Consider the following 19,951-nt stretch of genomic DNA (forward strand, 5'->3'; position numbering starts at 1 on the left):
TAATATTTTTATAAAATTCCTAATTTCCTTGAATTTAGAATTCTTTTTTGCCCAATGCTCAACGTCGCAAACATAAAAAAATTGCAAATGGGATTTTTACCCTTTCAATAAAGTCTTCTATTTTTTAATATTTCCGTAAATTGCATGCGATAAATACAAGATAATTTACGAATGGAACAAACAACTCCTTATAAACCTAAATATAAAGTAAGAATCGTAACAGCGGCTTCCCTATTTGACGGACACGATGCTGCCATCAACATCATGCGTAGAATCATCCAATCAACAGGTGTTGAAGTTATTCACCTCGGACACGATAGAAGTGTTGAAGAAGTGGTGAATTGTGCTATTCAAGAAGATGCGAATGCCATTGCAATGACCTCTTATCAGGGGGGACACAATGAGTATTTTAAATACATGTACGATTTACTCCAGGAAAAAGGAGCCGGGCATATTAAGATTTTCGGAGGTGGTGGTGGAGTAATCCTTCCTGAAGAAATCAAGGAACTCATGGATTACGGTATCACGAGAATCTACTCGCCGGATGACGGTCGTGAATTAGGCCTACAAGGTATGATTAACGATTTGGTTCAACGCGCTGATTTTGCTATTGGTGATCAGTTGAATGGAGAAATCAACAAATTAGAAGAAAAAGAGATCGGAAGTATTGCCCGTATTATATCATCGGCAGAAAACTTCCCGGAAGTGGCTAAGGATACCTTAGCAAAAATTCACGAAAAAAATAAAAATGCAAGTACTCCTGTACTCGGAATTACAGGTACTGGTGGGGCTGGAAAATCGAGTTTGGTTGACGAGCTGGTTCGCCGTTTTTTAATCGACTTTCCAGAAAAGACCATCGGACTCATTTCTGTCGATCCATCGAAAAGAAAAACAGGAGGTGCCTTATTAGGTGACCGTATCCGCATGAACGCTATCAATAACGAACGCGTATACATGCGTTCACTTGCTACGCGTCAATCTAACCTAGCGCTGTCTAAATACGTCAACGAAGCTGTTGAGGTACTCAAAGCCGCAGCCTTTGATTTAATTATCCTAGAAACTTCGGGAATTGGACAGTCAGATACGGAGATTATTGAACATTCGGATACCTCATTGTACGTAATGACTCCAGAATTTGGTGCTGCTACTCAATTGGAAAAAATTGACATGTTAGATTTTGCCGATTTAGTTGCTATCAATAAGTTTGACAAGCGAGGAGCCTTAGATGCCCTGAGAGATGTTAAAAAGCAGTATATGCGCAACAACAACCTCTGGGACATTCCTCAAGAAGACCTTCCGGTATACGGAACTATAGCCTCGCAATTCAACGATCCAGGAATGAATTCGTTGTACAAGGCCATCATGGATAAATTAGTGGAAAAAACAGGAGCTGACTTAGCTTCTACCTTTGAAATCACTAAAGAAATGTCAGAAAAGATTTTTGTCATTCCACCGGCACGCACGCGTTATTTGTCAGAAATCGCCGAATCTAATCGCGCTTACGATAAAAAGGTTTCACAGCAGGAGGTTGTGGCTCAAAAGCTATACGGAATTAGTCAAACCATAGAAAGTGTTACGGATTCAAAGGTTGTACTTGACAAGGCAGGAATTGATGCGGAACAACTAACCATCAACGAGGAGCAACGCGATTTTGTAAAGCTGTTATTAGCAGAATTTGATCGCGTTAAAATGAATCTCGATCCTTATAACTGGGAAATCATTATGAATTGGCAAGACAAAGTGGCCAAATACAAAGCTCCAGTGTACACGTTTAAAGTACGCGATAAGGAAATCAATATTCAAACGCATACAGAATCCTTATCACATTCTCAGATTCCGAAAGTAGCCTTACCAAAGTACCAAGCTTGGGGTGATCTACTCCGTTGGAACCTGCAAGAGAACGTACCAGGAGAGTTCCCTTATGCTTCAGGACTGTATCCATTTAAAAGAACTGGAGAAGACCCTACTCGAATGTTTGCAGGTGAAGGAGGACCGGAAAGAACTAACAGACGTTTCCACTACGTTAGTTTAGGAATGCCAGCAAAACGTTTATCGACGGCATTTGACTCGGTAACGCTCTACGGAAATGACCCTGGTCACCGTCCAGATATCTACGGAAAAATTGGTAATGCCGGAGTTTCTATTTGTTGTCTTGACGACGCTAAGAAATTGTATTCAGGCTTCGATTTAAGTCATGCCATGACTTCAGTTTCTATGACAATCAACGGGCCTGCTCCTATGTTGTTAGGTTTCTTTATGAATGCCGCTATTGATCAAAACTGTGAAAAATACATCAAAGAACAGCAACTTGAACACCTCGTTGAAGAAAAATTAGCGTCTCTATACGACGCGAAAGGATTGGAAAGACCGAGATACAACGGTGATCTTCCTGAAGGAAACGACGGATTGGGATTAATGCTCTTAGGGGTTACCGGTGATCAAATTTTACCCGCAGAAGTATACGCTGAAATTAAAACGGCTACACTTTCGCAAGTTCGCGGTACTGTGCAAGCCGATATTTTAAAAGAAGATCAAGCGCAAAATACCTGTATTTTCTCAACGGAATTTGCCCTGCGCTTAATGGGAGATGTCCAAGAGTACTTTATCGAGAAAAACGTTCGTAATTTTTATTCGGTATCCATTTCTGGATATCACATTGCCGAAGCAGGAGCCAATCCTATTACGCAATTAGCACTTACCTTAGCCAACGGATTTACCTACGTAGAATACTACTTATCAAGAGGTATGGACATCAACAAGTTTGGACCGAACTTATCGTTCTTCTTTTCAAATGGAATTGATCCGGAATACGCTGTTATCGGTAGAGTGGCACGTAAAATTTGGGCCAAAGCACTCAAATTTAAATACGGAGCCAATCCACGAGCTCAGATGCTCAAGTATCACATTCAAACTTCGGGACGTTCTTTACACGCTCAAGAGATTGATTTTAACGATATTAGAACTACTCTACAGGCCCTGTATGCAATTTACGACAACTGTAATTCATTGCACACGAATGCCTATGACGAAGCCATTACGACACCTACAGAAGAAAGTGTACGTAGAGCTATGGCCATTCAGTTGATTATCAATAAGGAATTAGGACTCGCAAAGAATGAAAACCCAATTCAAGGATCGTTCATTATTGAGGAACTGACCGATTTGGTGGAAGAAGCTGTATTGACTGAATTTGACAGAATTACAGAACGCGGAGGTGTATTAGGAGCCATGGAAACCATGTACCAACGTTCTAAAATTCAAGAAGAGAGCTTGTACTATGAAACTTTAAAACACACTGGTGAGTTTCCTATTATTGGAGTGAATACCTTTTTGAGTTCTAAAGGTTCACCAACAGTGACTCCTCAAGAAGTCATCCGTGCAACGGAGGAAGAAAAGTTATTCCAAATTAAAACAAAAGAAAACTTGAACCAAGCACATGCTGCCAAAGCGAGTGAAGAACTCGATATTATTCAGAATGCTGCTGTTCAAAACGAAAATATTTTTGAAAAACTAATGGAAGCGAGTAAAGTGTGTACACTAGGACAAATTACTGCCGCTCTTTTCGAAGTAGGTGGTCAGTACCGTCGTAATATGTAACCTACTCATTGCAAATTACTTTAAACTCCCCGCTACCTTGGTAACGGGGAGTTTTTTTAGGATTTTTGATACTGTAGATAGCTCTTTTTTGCCTTCGGGGTAAAATACGGATACCAAACTCCTCCCATCAACCTGGCATAATGCGCTACTTGACTTTCTTCTAACTTGGAATTGATGTAGGCCGATGATAACCAGAAATCACCGAGCATTTGAACGCGCTCCCACACCTCTTCATATTCTCCTTTAAAATCTGCCTGCCTTAGATAGCCCGCAGCTATTAATCGCTGTACCAAACTCATGAACTGCTCTTTCCGATGAACTGTCAAGGTTTGGTAATGTGCACTAATTTTGGGATGTGTTCTCATTACTTGAACAAAGTCGAGCATCATAAAACGATAATTAAAAAATACTTTCATAACCGCCGTATTCACCTCAAAAAGCAAATTCATAGAAAGCTCGGCAGTCTCAAATTTTACAAACTCAGCGGATAAGGCTGTTACCAAGTCTTCGTACAGAACCTCGATGATGTCTGCTCGCTTTTTGTAGTGGTAATTTAAATTCCCCTGGCTCATTCCTAATTCCTTTGCAATCGTTCGGAGCGTTACTTGTGACAATCCCTGACTGTTAAACAATGCCAGTGCCTTATCACGTATCCTTTTTTTTGTCGTATTCATAGCACAAATATACAAATTAGTACATACGACCTAAATAAAAATATTTTTAGTAACTTTAACCTAAAACCAATACTATGGAGATTTCAATTATAGGAGCAGGAATTGCCGGTTTAACAACGGCACTCTTTTTAGAACGACAGGGATACACCGTCAACATTTACGAACGGGCGACAAAACTAGAAGCTGTGGGAGCAGGTATAACCCTCGCTCACAACGCAATGCAAGTATTTGAAAACCTAGGGATTGCCCATCAACTAAAAAAAGAAGGGCATCTGATTGAACAGTTCACCATAGCCACGGAAAAGCTCGATACCATTCAATCGATACAAACTCAGCGTTACGATGAACTCTTTCAGACCTCAACCTTAGCCATCGCTCGCGCTCGTCTTCAAAACACCTTACTAAACAGCCTTGAAAAAACATCGATACATCTCGGATATCAGCTTCAAAAGCTCCACCAAAACAGTGAACAGGTTCACCTTAGTTTCGACAATGGATTCGAAGTGTCGACATCAATGGTTATCGCAGCTGATGGCATACGTTCAATCACTCGATCACTCATAGCTCCCAACGCCACCATACGTACGACATCACAGTATTGCTGGCGAGGTATTGCAAATTTCGATATCCCTTCGAACTACGTACATAAACTTCATGAATGCTGGGGAGGCACCTATCGTTTCGGATTCGTTCCCATCGATGAAAATCAGGTGTATTGGTTTGCAGTTACCTCAGAGGCTCAGCGTGTACAAAATACGCTACATCCAACGAGTTTGCTCACTGCGTATGCTAACTTTCATCCGTTAGTCACTGAACTTATCACACATACTCCAAAATCGAAAATTCACGGGGCTGCTATAACCGATTTACCACAAGGCACTCCGTGGTACCAAGGCCGAGTATGTTGTATTGGTGATGCCGCGCATGCCACGACACCCAATATGGGACAGGGAGCTTGTCAAGCCATTGAAGACGCCTACTTGCTCTCTACTTTAATTTCTGAACAACCACATGCCTCCGTATTCAACACCTTTCAAAAATTGAGAACCGATAAGGTACGACGTGTTATTCAGCAGAGTTATCGCATAGGAACGGTGGCACATTGGAAATCCCCAGTCTTAAAACACCTCAGGAATAAAGGTTTAGAATGGATGCCTAAGCGATTACAAGAAAATAACTCCATAGCATTATTTTCGCTAGTAAAAGCACCCAAAAATAACACAAAACACTAAATTTTAACACTTTAAACAGCAAAACCATTGAATTCCACCCAAAACTCTAAAGAATATTTAGTATATTGTCCTACTTAAATACTGAAAGGATGAAAAATAACTACTTCAAAATCTTACTCTTTTTGTTCGTTGTAACAATGGGGTTTAAAGCCACGGCTCAAGACAAGGATAACTATCTATCCATTCAAGTAAAAGATGAAAAAAAGAGGCCTGTTCCTGGAGCTATTATACTCTTCGACGATGTACGTCAAAAAAGATGGACAAATTCTAAAGGTATTTTCAAAACAAAACTACAGAAAGTACCCAAGATTATTGCTGCATTTTCACCTAAAGTAGGTATCCAAAAAGTCAAGTACAACGGTAAAAAATCTATTGTGATAATTATCGAAAAAAGAAACGATAGTTATACTGTCAATGATGCTAACAACAAAGTGGCCAGTACCGCACAATTTTGGAATATTTACGACTATATGCGCGGACGCATTCCAGGCGTAAACATCGATTCATCAAATCGCATTACGATTAGGGGTTACAACACTGTTAACGGAAGTACGACACCGTTGTTTATCTTGAACGGTAACGCCATCAGTGAAGCTTTGTTTGCGAGGATAGAACCTAATACCATCAAAGCTATTAAAGTATTAAAAGGTACGGATTCTGCCATTTACGGATCACGTGGAGCCAATGGTGTTATTGTTGTGGACACTTTTTAAACTGCACAACTACAAATTATGTAAACTCTTGTTCCTTATATAGAAACACTCAAAAACCTCATAAGTATCCTAGTACTTTGAGGTTTTTTCTCTTTTTCACGGGATGATAGCAATTCTCCCTAATGCAGTATATCTGTAGTAGTTATCGGATATACCTTCAATGCCTTAGCTCGCGCTTCAGCATCACGATGGGTTTGTACCTCCCAAATCAAGCCAATGTACTTTAAAATAACAATGGCCCACCAACCCAGGTCTAGTTCAAACCAGCTTTTTGAAAACTTTGCAGATTTTGGATAGGCATGATGGTTGTTGTGAAAACCCTCTCCAAAAGAACACACTCCTAAGAGTACATCGTTATAACCACTTTCACTAGCACCGGATACCTCGTAACGAACATAACCATGGGTATGCGATGCATAGCCTATAAACCAATGGGCTAAGATTGTTACAGCGGCGCGAAATGCAACCAGAAACAGCATGGCATTCCAACCGTAAAGCAGATAGAAAAGTAGCGCCATTCCGAGTATATGAGCGAGCCACGTACCATTTAAAAAGCGCAGCCAGGTATCTTCTAAATCGTCCTTAGGAATATTGTATCGGTCGATATTTGTAGGACGAAAACTCAAGTGCAAATTCCACCAATAATCTTTTAGTAAACTGTGTTTGTATCCAAAATAAGGCAAGCATTCCGATTGGTTTTGCCAATAATCTCTGTAATAATGAAACTTTAACCAATTTAATGGTCCTCCCAGTCCGGTAAACACAAAGGCATAGGCCAATAAATTTCTAAACCACCTCGAAGTCTGATACGACTTATGAATAATTCCGCGGTGCAATCCTACAGAATGCCCCAAACAAACAGTAAGAAGTACCAATACTCCATTTAACCCCAGTACTTCGCTACTCAATTCAGTAAAGTCAATAGTCAAACTTCCCAAGATAAAGAGGTAAAGTGTAAGAATTTTAAGTGGGGCTAGCACAATTTTTCCATAGCGAATTTGATCATTTTCTTTCATAACTTATTTTATTTTCAAAAATTATTGAAACTTTATTGATAAATTTTTTTACTTTTTCAAGAGTTTGGTAACATTAGACAAAAGCCAGTGCTCATCTGCTCTAATGGCTTTGTCTAGCAACCCATTTACCGTTTCTGTTACGTGGACCAAATCGCCCATCAAAACACGAAAACTTTCTGCTTCTTCTGAATCCTCGGCTACTTCGCCTTTTAACTCCTTTAGCACTTTTATTACAGGTTCTATTTCACGCTTTTTGCGCTCTTTTGTCACTTGCTTAAACAGTTCCCAAATATCTTTCCCAGATTCAAAATACTCTTTGCGCTCCCCGGGTACCAATACTTTGGTTACAATTCCCCAGTCGATAAGCGCGCGTACATTCATGTTCACATTGCCTCTCGAAATCTTAAGAATTTCCATAATTTCATCGGACGACAAAGGTTTTACTGAAACCAATAACAACGCATGTACCTGAGCCATGGTTTTATTTATCCCCCAATGTGTGGCTAAACTTCCCCAGGTTTGTATGTATTTTAATTTGGCTTCTTCTAATTGCATGTGACAAATATAGGATTAGTTTTAAAACTTTCAAAAATTTCTGAAAATAAATTTCAATCAGAGTTTATTTCTTTTGCAGAATCGTCAGCGCCACCCTAATTTGTTCGTAGGGTACTTTTTCACCGAGGAACTCAAAATACGGTTTTAAGGCTGTTTCATTTTTCAATACCTTCTTGGCATTTGCCACGCGTTTCAAAATAGCGGGCGTCACAAATTCATCCAAGCTAACATCCTTACCTTCCAAATACAACTTCGACAGGTGCGAAAAAATAGTCGTTGTCTTCAGGCCTCGTAATTCACCGATTTCCTGAACAGAATGACCTTGTTGATACAGCTTAAACGTTTCTAAGGTAGTATCTTTTTTCGTTTTGCGCTTTTCGTTTAGAAAGGACTTAATTTCTTCCATAAACTCATCACCATACACCGCTAGTTTTCGTTGTCCAACACCGCTGATTGCTAAAAACTCAGCAGCTGATTGTGGTCGTTCCCGTTCAATTTCGCGGAGTGTAGCGTCGTTAAAAACCAAGTAGGCCGCAATATCTTCTTCCTTAGCAATGCGATAACGCAGGGCTCGCAAACGGTCAAATAACGTGGTATTTGCCGTTTTTTTCTTTGCTTTCTTCGTTACTTTTGTCTCTTCAACAACCTGTGGTTTGGTCAATTCTACACGTTCTCCCTCGAAGAGCACTTTCTTTGCTAGGTTAGAAAGTTGTAAGGCATTACGCTGGTGAAAAGCTATTTGACAAAATCCTTGATTCACCAATTGTATCAGGTAGTGCTGCCAATCGCGCCAAGCAATATCCTTCCCTGCTCCATAGGTTTTTAGTTGGTGGTACTGCTTGTCCAACACAGCGGCATTTTGGGCTCCTCTTAAAACGTCAATCACCATCCCCATAGCTTCTTTTCCTTGAAGTCTATAAATAGCTGAAAGCGCTTTCTGGGCAATAATCGTACCGTCAAAAAAGGTTGGTGGATTGTTACATACATCACAATTTCCACAGTTCTCTTCGATGAACTCACCAAAATAGCTCAACAGAATTCTACGTCGACATACAGTAGCTTCCGCAAACTGTTTCATCCTGTCGAGTTTCGCTTCCTGTACTTCTTTATTGCCTGTATTTTCAATAAACTGACGGAGTTGAATAACATCGGCATAACTGTGAAAAAGTAGTGCATCCGAAGGCAGACCATCACGACCTGCACGCCCAATTTCCTGATAGTAACCTTCAATATTTTTGGGCAAATTATAGTGAATTACCCAACGAACATTCGATTTATCAATTCCCATACCAAAAGCAATAGTGGCACAAACCACTGTACAATCGTCTTTAATAAAGGCTTCTTGGGTAGCTGATCGTTCGTCAAAACTCATACCGGCATGGTACGCCAAGGCATCGATCCCTTTTTGCTGTAATTTTGAGGCAAGCTGTTCCGTTGCCTTTCGACTCAAACAATACACAATTCCGGCCTCATTAGGACGTTTGGTCACAAACTCAATGATCTGTTGTACTCGTTCGTTAGCAGGTCGCACCTCCAGTGCGATGTTTTCTCGGTTAAACGAACTGATAAAACGATCTGCGTGAGGAATGGCTAGCTGGGTTACAATGTCTTCTTGCGTGGCTTTATCAGCCGTTGCAGTCAATGCGATGATTGGAACTTCAGGAAGTGATTTTTTTAAGAAAGACAATTGTTTGTACGAGGGTCTAAAATCGTGTCCCCAAGCAGAAATACAGTGCGCCTCATCAATAGCTACACAACTGATGTAACTCTGATTCAACACATTTTGCAACATGGGTAAACTTTCAGGAGCTACGTACAACAATGTAATGGCTTTGGTAGCCACGTCTTCGAATACCTTCGCCTGTTCTTCAGCGCTTTGACTACTATTGATATAAGTAGCTTTGATACCATTGGCCTTCAAACTATCTACCTGATCTTTCATTAGCGCAATCAACGGAGAAATTACCAAGGTAATGCCATTAAAAAACAAGGCCGGTAGTTGGTAACAAATAGACTTACCTCCACCCGTTGGCATGATAACCAAGGTATCTTTCTTTGCCAATACGTTTTCAATAATCTGCCCTTGTTGCAGGCGAAAACTTTCATAACCAAAATTCGCCTTTAATTTCTTGAGTATATCCGCTTCCAAAATCTGTTCCATCTGGCAAAAATAAACATAAAAAAAGCGAAGACCTGAGGTCTTCGCTTCAATCTTCTTTATATTTTTAGTAAGCGACTACAATTCTTGTAATAGTACCTCAACGGCCTTTTTCAATTGTGCATCCTCTCCTCGATCTTTAGATCCTGGAGCGTTCTTTACTAGGTAATCAGGTGTTGCTGGCGCTTCATTCTCCATGTTTTTACCAGACTTCTTCACGTACCATGCACGGAATGGCATGCGGATAAATCCATTTTGTAAAGATCTTCCTCCTGTCGAAATCACGGCTCCAAAAGTAGGTTGTCCTACCAGTTTACCCAAACCTAAATTTTTAAAGGCATGTGAAAAGATTTCCGCATTCGAATAACTGTTTTCGTTACAAAGTGCAACCACAGGTTTGGTATTCACCGATAAAATTGCACGTTCGTTAAACGGATAGTTTTTAGTAAAACTCTTGTGATTTTTTAAGCTCTTTGTAGCACCTCGTGGAATTGTATAGGCGTGTTGTTGTACGTTTAATACAGCCATCAAACGATCAGTAGTCCAACCTCCTCCGTTGTAACGAACGTCGATAACTATTCCTTTTTTACCGTACCCACTAGCTTTTAACTCTCTTTCAAAACGTTCAAAACTCGGCATGTTCATTCCTTGAATATGAATGTATCCTAATTGTCCGTTTGAATACTTAGCTACGAGCTCTTTACGCGATTCTACCCAAGCATCGTACTGTAATCCTCTCAAAGACCTCAACGTTCTCAATACCACGTCTTTTCCGCCTTTTAGCTGTAACAATACTTCGCTGTTACGCGTGTTTTTTAAGTAGCTGTAAAAATTACTATGCTTCTTGATAGGTTTACCATTTACTGCTACAATAACATCACCAGCTTTTAATTTGCTCTTTGTTTTATCAGCAGCAGAATTAGGTAATACATAGGTTACTTTTACTCCGTCTTTTACAGGTACTACTTCTAATCCGATCAATCCGATATTGCTGCTCGCAACCTTCTCTGGATTTCTTGAAGCGTAGCCCATGTGACTCGCATTTAACTGTCCTAATAACAAGTTAAACACGTATGAGAAATCTTGTTGTGTACTTGTTGACAATACCCAAGGTCGGTATTTCTTCACCAATGACTTCCAGTTATATCCATGGAATTCAGGGTCGTAGAAACCGTCAGTAAGTGCGCGAATACCTTCGTCAAATACCTGCGCTCTCATTCCATTCAAATCTCTTACGATGCGAGCACTGTGTGGCAATGAGGTTAATTTATCTGATTTCGGATTCATTTGCTTTAACCTACCTGAAGCTGTGAGGTAAATTTTACCTTTAGCTACCGAGAAGTTTCCTACACGAGATGAACCGCGAACTGCCTTAGGCTTGCTTCCATCCCATTTTACCTTGTAAAGGTTTCTTTTTTGCGTTGCCGGATTCGTAGCAGAAAAGTAGATATACTTGCTATCTGGACTGAATAACACACTGTATTCATTGTCTTGCAAACGCGTTACTTGTACCAAACGATCGTAGATTTTATCTGCATCGATTTTTACTTTCACTGTCTTTTTCTTCTTCCCTTTCTTTCCTTTCTTAGCTTTTTTTGACTTCTTACTCGTCGCTTCTTTCGAAGCGTAATAGTCTCCTTCTTCGTGGTCAATTCTCGATTTCTCCCAATCTTCCTTCTGCAACCACAACATCCAAACATCGTAATTGATCCCACTGCGGTTCGATAAGAAGGCTAATTTTTTTCCGTCTGCACTCCATACTGGTGACGAATCACTACGAGGGTGCATACTTACATTCATCTTTACTTTAGGATCGGCTACTGATTGGATAAAAATTTCACTATCGAAGTTTAAATCCTCCTGAGAATATGCGATATACTTGCTATCCGGACTCCAGCTAAGATCTTCTGGTGCCGCCCAAGTATCTGAATAAATTTTAGGGTTATTAATCGCGCCGTCTTTGATATCTGCGATGTACAAAGTTCCTCTTCCTACCTGGTAGGCAATCTTCTTTTGGTCAGGAGAAACATACATGCGCTCTACATCTTGTTTGCTTTTTGTTTCTTTCGCTATCGCAACTTTCAAACTGCGGTTTAACCCTACTAAAGAGTCACTTGATGTTGCACTGTAAATTTCGAACTGCCCATCTCTATCTGAAATAAAGAATAATTTTTTGTTCGAAATCCACTGAGGATTTTTATCTCTTGAAGGTCCTTGGCCTATTGGATTGGAACGCTTCTTTTCTTTATTGTTCAGCTTTACAAATACATCTCCCTCGATCTCCATCGCTACTAATTTGGCGTCTGGTGAGATGCTGTAATTGCGAATTCCTCCTGAAGTAACACGAGCATCTTCTTCGTCAAAATGTGCATCAGACCCTAGGTTTAACTGCAATTTCTTTGAAGAACCTTGGGTGAACACATAGGTTGTTGCTCCAGATGCGTATACAATTTTACCATCATTGGCTATACCAAAAGTACGAACACCGTCTACGCGTTGCTTCGTTAACTGCTTCGCAACACCACTTTTGGTACCTTGACTAGAAATTGCTTGTTTATAAATGTTGTAACGTCCACTTTCCGCTCCGATATAATACAAATTTCCAGCTGCATCCCAACGCGGCGTATGATCGTTCTTTACGCTTGTAGTAATTTGGTGGTACTGCTTGGTTTGGGTATTAAAAATCCAAATATCGCGCTGCGCTGACCCGGTATAATCTTCACGTGCAATTCGACAAGCTCCTTTCACATAAGCGATGAATTTCCCATCGGGCGATATGGTTGCTTGCGAACCTAAGGCTGTTAACAAGCGAGTTGGAGTTCCTCCTTTTTCCTCAACTTGATACATTTGTGCATCCCATTCAGGCCCTTTCAACACTCTGTTGGTCGTAAATACCACTTCGTCTTTATACCAATCAGAAGGCACGTTTGAAGTTGGGTAATATGTTAATTGCTTAGGACGACCTCCGTTTACAGCTACTGTAAACACATTGGTATTCCCTGTTCTATTAGAAGAGAAAGCTATTTCTGAACCATCGTCATTCCACACAGGATCAGACTCATAAGCTTCGTGGATAGTTAATCTTCTCGCGTCTTTTGTAGCCAAGGTATATACCCAAATATCACCGTGGTAGCTAAACGCTAGTTTCGAACCATCTGGGCTTAAACTAGGCTTTCGTATAAAAGTTGTTTGTGCAGTTAGGAGGCCTGAGCAAAACAGCATGGCCACTGCAAGTAATTTTCTAGTTAGCATGAATTGTTATTTTATAATACTAAGGTATATCTTTAGGTCAAATATTTAATAAAATTTAGCATTCTCTTAACAAATCTTAACATCTACACAAAAACTGTAGTGTTTTTTATCATTTTATTAAAAGAATAGCAAGTTCGAAATCTTTGACTGGCCAGCCGGTTTTACCTTTAGTTCTTAACTCCGGCAATAAAATCGGCAATACCTTCGGTACCATTTGCTTCAAGTGCCTTGATAAAAGCCGAACCTATTATAGCTCCGTTGGCATAATTACAAGCACTGTTAAAGGTTTTGGCATCCGAAATTCCGAATCCAACAATCAACTTATTTTTCAATTGCATATTTTTAATACGCTCGAAATAAGCCATCTGTTCTGCCGTAACTTCCCCTTTTGCTCCTGTGATAGACGCCGAAGCAACTACATAGATAAAATCTTCACTCATGGCATCAATTTTACAAATGCGCTCGTCGGATGTATGAGGAGTAATCAGAAAGACATTTTGAATTCCATACTTGGCGAACAAGGCTCTGTAATGAGTTTCGTATTCAACCATTGGCAAATCGGGAATTATAATGGTGCTAATACCACAAGCTTTTACCTGCTTGCAAAATTCGTGTTCCCCGTATTTAATAATTTGATTTAAGTAGCCCATCAATACTAAAGGGACTGTATTCGTTGCTTGGACGTCTTTTAACTGTTCAAAAACAACGTCCAAATTCATTCCATTCTTAAGGGCTACCGCACTGCTGTGTTGTATCGTAGGTCCGTCAGCTAGAGGGTCTGAGTACGGAAGTCCAACCTCAATAAAATCGACATCGCTTTTTGCCAACTCGTCAATGATAGCCGCCGTACTAGTCAATTGAGGAAATCCTGCCGTAAAAAATATCGACAAAACATCGCGTTGTTTTTTTTCAAATACTTGTTTTAACGTTTGCATACTTTTCTTTTCAGGTGATTACTCTATAATTTTATTCATGTGCTTGCTGTAGGTAGCCAAGTCTTTATCTCCTCTCCCCGACAAATTGATTACCAAAGTTTTTCCTTCATATCCTTTTAACTTGGGTAGCACAGCCAAAGCATGGGCTGTTTCCAAGGCAGGTATGATTCCTTCTAACCTCGTAAGTTCAAAAGCAGCTTCCAGCGCTTCCTCATCAGTAGCATTCATAAATGCTGCTCTTTTACTATCAAACAAAAAAGCGTGTAACGGTCCTACCCCTGGATAATCCAATCCTGCAGATATCGAATACGGCTCTACAATCTGCCCGTAGTCATCTTGCATTAGGATGGTTTTACTACCGTGGATCACTCCAACCTCACCCAATTGAGACGTTGCAGCACTCTCGCCGGAATGCACTCCCAATCCAGCAGCTTCCACCGCGATCAATGCTACGTCTTCATCCTCCATATAATGGTAAAAAGCTCCAGCAGCATTACTTCCTCCGCCAACACAGGCGATAATAGCATCGGGATTTTCACTACCTGTTTGCTCTTTTAACTGAATTTTCATTTCCTCAGAAATCACCGCTTGCAATCGTGCTACCATATCCGGATAAGGGTGTGGCCCTACCACCGAACCGATAAGATAATAGGTTTCTGGATGCTGAATCCAGTAACGAATAGCCTCGTTAGTCGCGTCTTTTAGGGTTTTACTTCCACTGGTCGCCGGAACTACCTTAGCTCCTAACATCTTCATTCGTGCTACGTTGGGTGCTTGACGTTCAATGTCCGTCTCTCCCATAAAAACAATACACTCTAAGCCCATCAAGGCACAAACCGTAGCGGTCGCCACTCCGTGTTGCCCTGCTCCCGTTTCGGCTAATATTTTAGTTTTTCCTAGGTGTTTTGCTATTAATATTTGCCCAATAGTATTGTTTACCTTATGTGCTCCTGTATGATTTAAATCCTCTCGTTTTAAATAAATAGTAGCCCCGTATTTTTCTGACAGCCGCTCGGCTAAATACAAGGGACTCGGACGACCTACATAGTGTTGAAGCAAGTTTTTATACTCTTGCTGAAATGCTTCCGATTGAATAATCGTCACGTAATTATCTTCCAATTCTTTTACATTCGGATACAATAATTCGGGAATAAAGGCTCCTCCAAACTGACCGTAATATCCGTGCTGATCGGGTTGAAATTTGCTCATAGTTGTGATGGTTCTGCACGTCGTGAACGCGCTGTTATTTTAATAATTTTATAAACTTTTGTAATTCCGGTACTCGTTTCAGACCGGGTTCTTTTTCAAACTTGCTGTTCACATCCAAAGCGCGACAGTAACGCGCTGCCGGACTCTTTAAGAATTCTTTCAATGCAGCAAGGTCTTTGACACCGATACCGCCACTTAAGAAAAACGGCTTTTCACTCGGATATCCTTCTAGTAGGGTCCAATCAAATTGTACTCCATTTCCTCCTGGGTGCTTCCCTTTGGTATCAAACAAAAACATATCTGCTTCCTGTTCATACGCCTTCAATAGGTCAAAATCAAAGCTAGCACCTACTGAAAATGCTTTTACCAATTGTACCTTCGGAAGGTGTTCTTTTAACTGTTTTAAGTATTCAGGACTTTCCTTTCCGTGTAATTGTAGGTATTGTAGCTTGTATTCCTCTGCTAATGACACCACGATTTCGAGGTATTCATCTACAAAAACACCGACTTTTTTAATCTTTTTAGGTAGCTCAGGAATAATCCCCTCAAAATTTCGCTCAGATTTATCGTAGAAAATAAACCCGAGGTAATCAGGTTGCAACGCCGCCACCTCTTTGATATTTGGCACCTGTTTCATGCCGCAAACTTTCAATTCGATCATCGCCTTACTTTATTTGTCCGATAAAATCTTTACAAGCTTGTCCCGGATGTGCTTCTTTCATAAAATTCTCACCGATTAAAAAGCCTTGAAAACCGTACTCTTTTAATCCTGTAATGATACGAGGATCAGAAATTCCACTTTCCGAAACTTTGACGGCAGATGACGGTATTTGATTTGCGAGGGCGATAGAATGCTCCAAATCAACTTCAAACGTTTTAAGGTTACGGTTGTTAACTCCAATAATTTTGTTGTCCAAATCATTGATTTTATCCAGGTCTTCTTGAGTATGCACTTCGTACAGTACCTCCATACCGAGATCGGTTGCCAACTGCCCGTAATTCTTTAATTCTTGAGCTGTCAAACACGCAGCGATCAACAAAATAACATCCGCTCCAATAGCCTTTGCCTCCACAATTTGAAATCCGTCAACTACAAAATCCTTTCTCAAAATTGGCTTTTGTTGGTTAATCGTTCTAGCTTCCATCAAATCTGCCAACGAACCTCCGAAAAAAGAAGTGTCTGTCAGGATAGACTGCGCTGCTACATTTGCATCCATATAGCCAGTGGTAACCTCCTCAATGGTCGCTTTGTCGTTGATAATTCCCTTTGATGGAGATTGCCTTTTAAACTCGGCAATGATTCCTGTTGAATAGGGTGCCGTTAACGATTCTTTCAACGAAAAGCACGACTTTTTAAAACTAGGGCTCTCCACCAATTTCTTTACCGGAATTTCCGACTTAAATTTTGCTACTTCCTTCTTTTTAAAGGCTATTATCTTCTCTAATATGGTCATCTTACTATTATTCTTTATGCTAACTATTCACTAAAGTACTTAAACATTTTTTTGCTTGTAGTCCAAACAAGGAATCTTTTGCTTTGTCATAGGCAGTTTCAAAGTCCAACTGCTCATCTACAATCTTTAATGCTATTGCTGCGTTGGTCAGTACTACGCTGTTTTGTGCTTTTGTTCCTTCTCCATTCAGGATGCTTTTAAATACTCGAGCGGCTTCTTCCACAGAATTACCACCAAAAATATCCTCTTTGGCAACGCGTTCTTGCTGTAATTGTTCTGGACTGATCAGCTGTTCTCCTCGTTTGGTAAACAACTTAAAACTTCCTGTCAATGAAATTTCATCGTAACCATCGAGCGCGTGTACGATCCCAAAATTACTTCCTTCTTCTTGTAAGATGTAATAGTACAAACGGGCTACTTCCAAGTTATAGGTCCCCAATAACTGGTTTTTCGGACTCGACGGATTCACCAAAGGCCCCAACATATTGAAAAAGGTCTTCAATTTCAGCGCTTTTCGAACAGGCCCAACAGCTTTCATTGCTGGGTGAAATTTAGGAGCGTGAAGAAAACAAATATTAGCCTTCTCCAGCTGACGGCGAAGTATACCTTCATCATTGGTAAATTCGTAGCCCATACGCTCAAGCATGTCTGACGACCCCGACTTCGAAGAAACTGAATAATTACCGTGTTTGGTCACTTTTTGTCCTGTTCCTGCAACGACAAACGAGGTCAAGGTTGAGATGTTAAACGTATCTTTTCCATCTCCTCCGGTTCCGACAATATCAATGGCATTGTACCCTGATAAATCTACTCTGACCGCCAACTCCAACAAGGCTTCTCTAAATCCTGCCAACTCGGCAACCGTAATAGGTCGCATGCGAAACACCGTTAAAAAAGAAGCTAAATGCGCTTCGTTATAAGTATCTTTTGCAATGTCTAATAACAATGATTTTGCTTCCTCTTTAGACAAGCGGTATTGTTGAAATAATTTTTCTAAAATAACTCTCATCCTTATAATTTTTGGGTTACTGTTTGCGCTGCCTGCTCCAAGAAGTTACGAACCAATTGCTCTCCAACGACTGTCAAAATGCTCTCTGGATGAAATTGTACGGCACTGATAAAGTGCTCTCTGTGACGCAATGCCATGATACCTCCAGTTTCATCAATCGCTGTGATTTCTAATGCTGCCGGAAAATGCTCCTTTGACGCTATCCACGAGTGGTAGCGAGCTGCTTCAAAAACAGGAGGTACGTCCTTAAAGATAACAGCATCCTTTGCTGTAACGCTCATCTCGGTAGCAACACCGTGAAACACTTCATTCATATTCTCTATGGTACCCCCAAAAACTTCTGTTATGGCCTGTAAACCTAAACAGACTCCAAAAATCGGAAGTTTGCCGGCATAGGTACGTATTACTTCTTTTAAGATGCCTGCCTCATCCGGAATCCCAGGACCCGGTGATAAAATTAACACATCGTATTCCCCGACGGCTTCTATACTTATTTCATCATTGCGATATACATCTGGATACTCATCAGTTATTTTCTCAACCATATGCACCAAATTATAGGTAAATGAATCGTAGTTATCTAAAATTAATATCTTCATAATCAGTTATGGTTTAAATGGAATCTGCCAACAATAATGCTTTTTTGAGGGCAGCTAATTTGTTATTTACTTCTTGTAATTCACTGGCTTCATCAGAATGGATAACAATACCTGCTCCAGCCTGGTAATACAATACATTTTGTTTACTCACAAACGATCGAATTGCAATGGCCAAATTCACGGAACCATCCAATCCTATAATTCCCACGGCTCCTCCGTAAAAACCTCTCGATTGATTTTCATACCTATCAATCAACTGCATCGCTTTGTACTTTGGTGCTCCACTTAGCGTTCCTGCTGGAAAGGTATCCCCCACAATTTTTATAGACTGATCTTTAATCTCTCCTTGCACCGTTGAAACCAGGTGGATTACGTGACTAAAGTACTGCACCTCCTTGAACACCTCTACTTTTACATCTTCAGCGTGTTTACTCAAATCGTTTCTGGCCAAATCAACCAACATTACATGCTCTGCGGTTTCTTTTTTATCTTCTGAAAGTTGTTTTCCCAACTTGATATCCTGAGCCATATCTCCCGTTCTTCTGAAGGTTCCGGCAATCGGATTGATAATTGCTTTCCCCTCTTGAATTTTTATTTGAGCTTCCGGTGACGACCCCATTAATTTAAAGCTACCATAATCAAAATAAAACAAATAAGGAGACGGATTGATTGAGCGTAAGGCACGGTATACATTAAACTCATCCCCAGAAAACTTTTGCTGAAACTGCCTTGACAATACCAACTGAAAAACATCACCACGCTTACAGTGTTCCTTGGCTTTTTTCACATAATTAACAAAGTCTTCATCGGTACAATTAGAACGCTCGTCGCCTACCAAACTAAATTCTTGAGTGTTAAAAACCTGCGCATCTATAATGGCTTCTATAGCACTCAAGTCACCGTCTTCACCAGCAGCAATATTTTCGATAAGCGTCATTTCATCATTAAAATGATTAATTGCGATAATGTACTTATAAAAGCTATACTGCATCATCGGAATAGCTGATGGCGCATCGGGAACCTCGAGTTTTACAGTCTCAAAATACTGAACACTGTCATAGGTTGTATATCCGTACAAACCGTTGTACGCCTTGATGGCTGGATCGCAATCCAAGTTGATTGCCTCTGTAAATTGCGTAAAGAGTTCATTAAAATTTCGTCCAATGGGTACTGATGCTAACTCCTTGCCATTCTCTAAGGTCACAAAGCGATCCTTATCAGCAATCATGCTCACTAAGGGTTGTACACAAACAAAAGAGCAGCTTTCCTCTTTACTGTGATAATCAGAACTTTCCAACAATAAGGTATTGGGATATACATCTCTAAATCTCAAATACAAACCTACCGGTGTTACCGTGTCTGCGAGGCGCTTTTTAAATTTGGTTTTAAACGTAAATGTTTTCATTTTGATTCTGGCTTAAAAACAAAAAAGGCTTATCGTGAGATAAGCCTTTTTTCGTTTATATGTTATATATAGAGGATCTGCTCACTTAATTTGAGTTAAGAGAGTTCCACCACCATATGTTGTTTTGCATTGTCATGAGTTCA

15 protein-coding genes are annotated in these 19,951 nt (G+C 40.3%); 3 read left to right on the forward strand and 12 right to left on the reverse strand.

The genetic code is table 11. From position 1 onward, the window contains the following. The first annotated feature begins 171 nt into the window (after positions 1 to 171). The gene (locus ACXAG7_RS12650; RefSeq protein ID WP_408042975.1) at positions 172 to 3,597 is read left to right on the forward strand and encodes a methylmalonyl-CoA mutase family protein; all 3,426 of its coding nucleotides are present in this window, start codon (positions 172 to 174) and stop codon (positions 3,595 to 3,597) included. Positions 3,598 to 3,653: 56 nt separating this feature from the next. Here ACXAG7_RS12650 and ACXAG7_RS12655 read toward each other — a convergent pair whose 3' ends face one another. Further along, positions 3,654 to 4,271, reverse strand: a complete 618-nt coding sequence (locus tag ACXAG7_RS12655) for a TetR/AcrR family transcriptional regulator (RefSeq protein WP_476667003.1) — start codon at positions 4,269 to 4,271, stop codon at positions 3,654 to 3,656. Positions 4,272 to 4,345: 74 nt separating this feature from the next. On the opposite strand from ACXAG7_RS12655, the gene ACXAG7_RS12660 reads away from it, so the two are divergent. Continuing rightward, positions 4,346 to 5,503, forward strand: coding sequence for an FAD-dependent monooxygenase (locus ACXAG7_RS12660; RefSeq protein ID WP_476667004.1), 1,158 nt, complete (start codon positions 4,346 to 4,348; stop codon positions 5,501 to 5,503). Between the two features lie 89 nt (positions 5,504 to 5,592). Next, entirely contained in the window at positions 5,593 to 6,216 is a 624-nt protein-coding gene (locus ACXAG7_RS12665; protein WP_408042972.1) for a TonB-dependent receptor plug domain-containing protein, read from the forward strand. Positions 6,217 to 6,335: 119 nt separating this feature from the next. On the opposite strand, the gene ACXAG7_RS12670 is transcribed toward ACXAG7_RS12665, so the two are convergent. The 11 genes from ACXAG7_RS12670 to ACXAG7_RS12720 all read right to left on the reverse strand — a co-directional run bounded on the left by ACXAG7_RS12670 (position 6,336) and on the right by ACXAG7_RS12720 (position 19,808). Then, positions 6,336 to 7,232, reverse strand: coding sequence for a fatty acid desaturase (locus ACXAG7_RS12670; protein ID WP_476667005.1), 897 nt, complete (start codon positions 7,230 to 7,232; stop codon positions 6,336 to 6,338). A gap of 48 nt (positions 7,233 to 7,280) precedes the next feature. Then, positions 7,281 to 7,787, reverse strand: coding sequence for a GbsR/MarR family transcriptional regulator (locus ACXAG7_RS12675; RefSeq protein ID WP_408042970.1), 507 nt, complete (start codon positions 7,785 to 7,787; stop codon positions 7,281 to 7,283). Between the two features lie 64 nt (positions 7,788 to 7,851). After that, the gene (gene recQ / locus ACXAG7_RS12680; protein WP_476667006.1) at positions 7,852 to 9,948 is read right to left on the reverse strand and encodes a DNA helicase RecQ; all 2,097 of its coding nucleotides are present in this window, start codon (positions 9,946 to 9,948) and stop codon (positions 7,852 to 7,854) included. Positions 9,949 to 10,023: 75 nt separating this feature from the next. After that, complete coding sequence (locus tag ACXAG7_RS12685; RefSeq protein ID WP_476667007.1) at positions 10,024 to 13,197, reverse strand: S41 family peptidase; 3,174 nt, start codon at positions 13,195 to 13,197, stop codon at positions 10,024 to 10,026. A 167-nt stretch (positions 13,198 to 13,364) separates the two neighbouring features. After that, positions 13,365 to 14,132 (reverse strand): tryptophan synthase subunit alpha, encoded by a 768-nt coding sequence (gene trpA / locus ACXAG7_RS12690; protein ID WP_476667008.1) that lies wholly within the window; start codon positions 14,130 to 14,132, stop codon positions 13,365 to 13,367. Between the two features lie 18 nt (positions 14,133 to 14,150). Continuing rightward, positions 14,151 to 15,341: a tryptophan synthase subunit beta gene (gene trpB / locus ACXAG7_RS12695; RefSeq protein WP_408042966.1), complete on the reverse strand. Its 1,191-nt coding sequence runs from the start codon at positions 15,339 to 15,341 to the stop codon at positions 14,151 to 14,153. A 34-nt stretch (positions 15,342 to 15,375) separates the two neighbouring features. Continuing rightward, the gene (locus tag ACXAG7_RS12700; RefSeq protein WP_476667009.1) at positions 15,376 to 16,002 is read right to left on the reverse strand and encodes a phosphoribosylanthranilate isomerase; all 627 of its coding nucleotides are present in this window, start codon (positions 16,000 to 16,002) and stop codon (positions 15,376 to 15,378) included. Between the two features lie 4 nt (positions 16,003 to 16,006). Then, positions 16,007 to 16,795: an indole-3-glycerol phosphate synthase TrpC gene (gene trpC, locus ACXAG7_RS12705; protein WP_476667010.1), complete on the reverse strand. Its 789-nt coding sequence runs from the start codon at positions 16,793 to 16,795 to the stop codon at positions 16,007 to 16,009. A 19-nt stretch (positions 16,796 to 16,814) separates the two neighbouring features. Continuing rightward, positions 16,815 to 17,804, reverse strand: a complete 990-nt coding sequence (trpD, locus tag ACXAG7_RS12710) for an anthranilate phosphoribosyltransferase (RefSeq protein ID WP_476667011.1) — start codon at positions 17,802 to 17,804, stop codon at positions 16,815 to 16,817. Between the two features lie 2 nt (positions 17,805 to 17,806). Next, positions 17,807 to 18,403, reverse strand: coding sequence for an anthranilate synthase component II (locus tag ACXAG7_RS12715; RefSeq protein WP_476667012.1), 597 nt, complete (start codon positions 18,401 to 18,403; stop codon positions 17,807 to 17,809). Between the two features lie 13 nt (positions 18,404 to 18,416). After that, positions 18,417 to 19,808 (reverse strand): anthranilate synthase component I family protein, encoded by a 1,392-nt coding sequence (locus ACXAG7_RS12720; protein WP_476667013.1) that lies wholly within the window; start codon positions 19,806 to 19,808, stop codon positions 18,417 to 18,419. Positions 19,809 to 19,951 lie beyond the last annotated feature (143 nt).

The organism is Tenacibaculum sp. AWR4_210 (genome assembly GCF_056160945.1).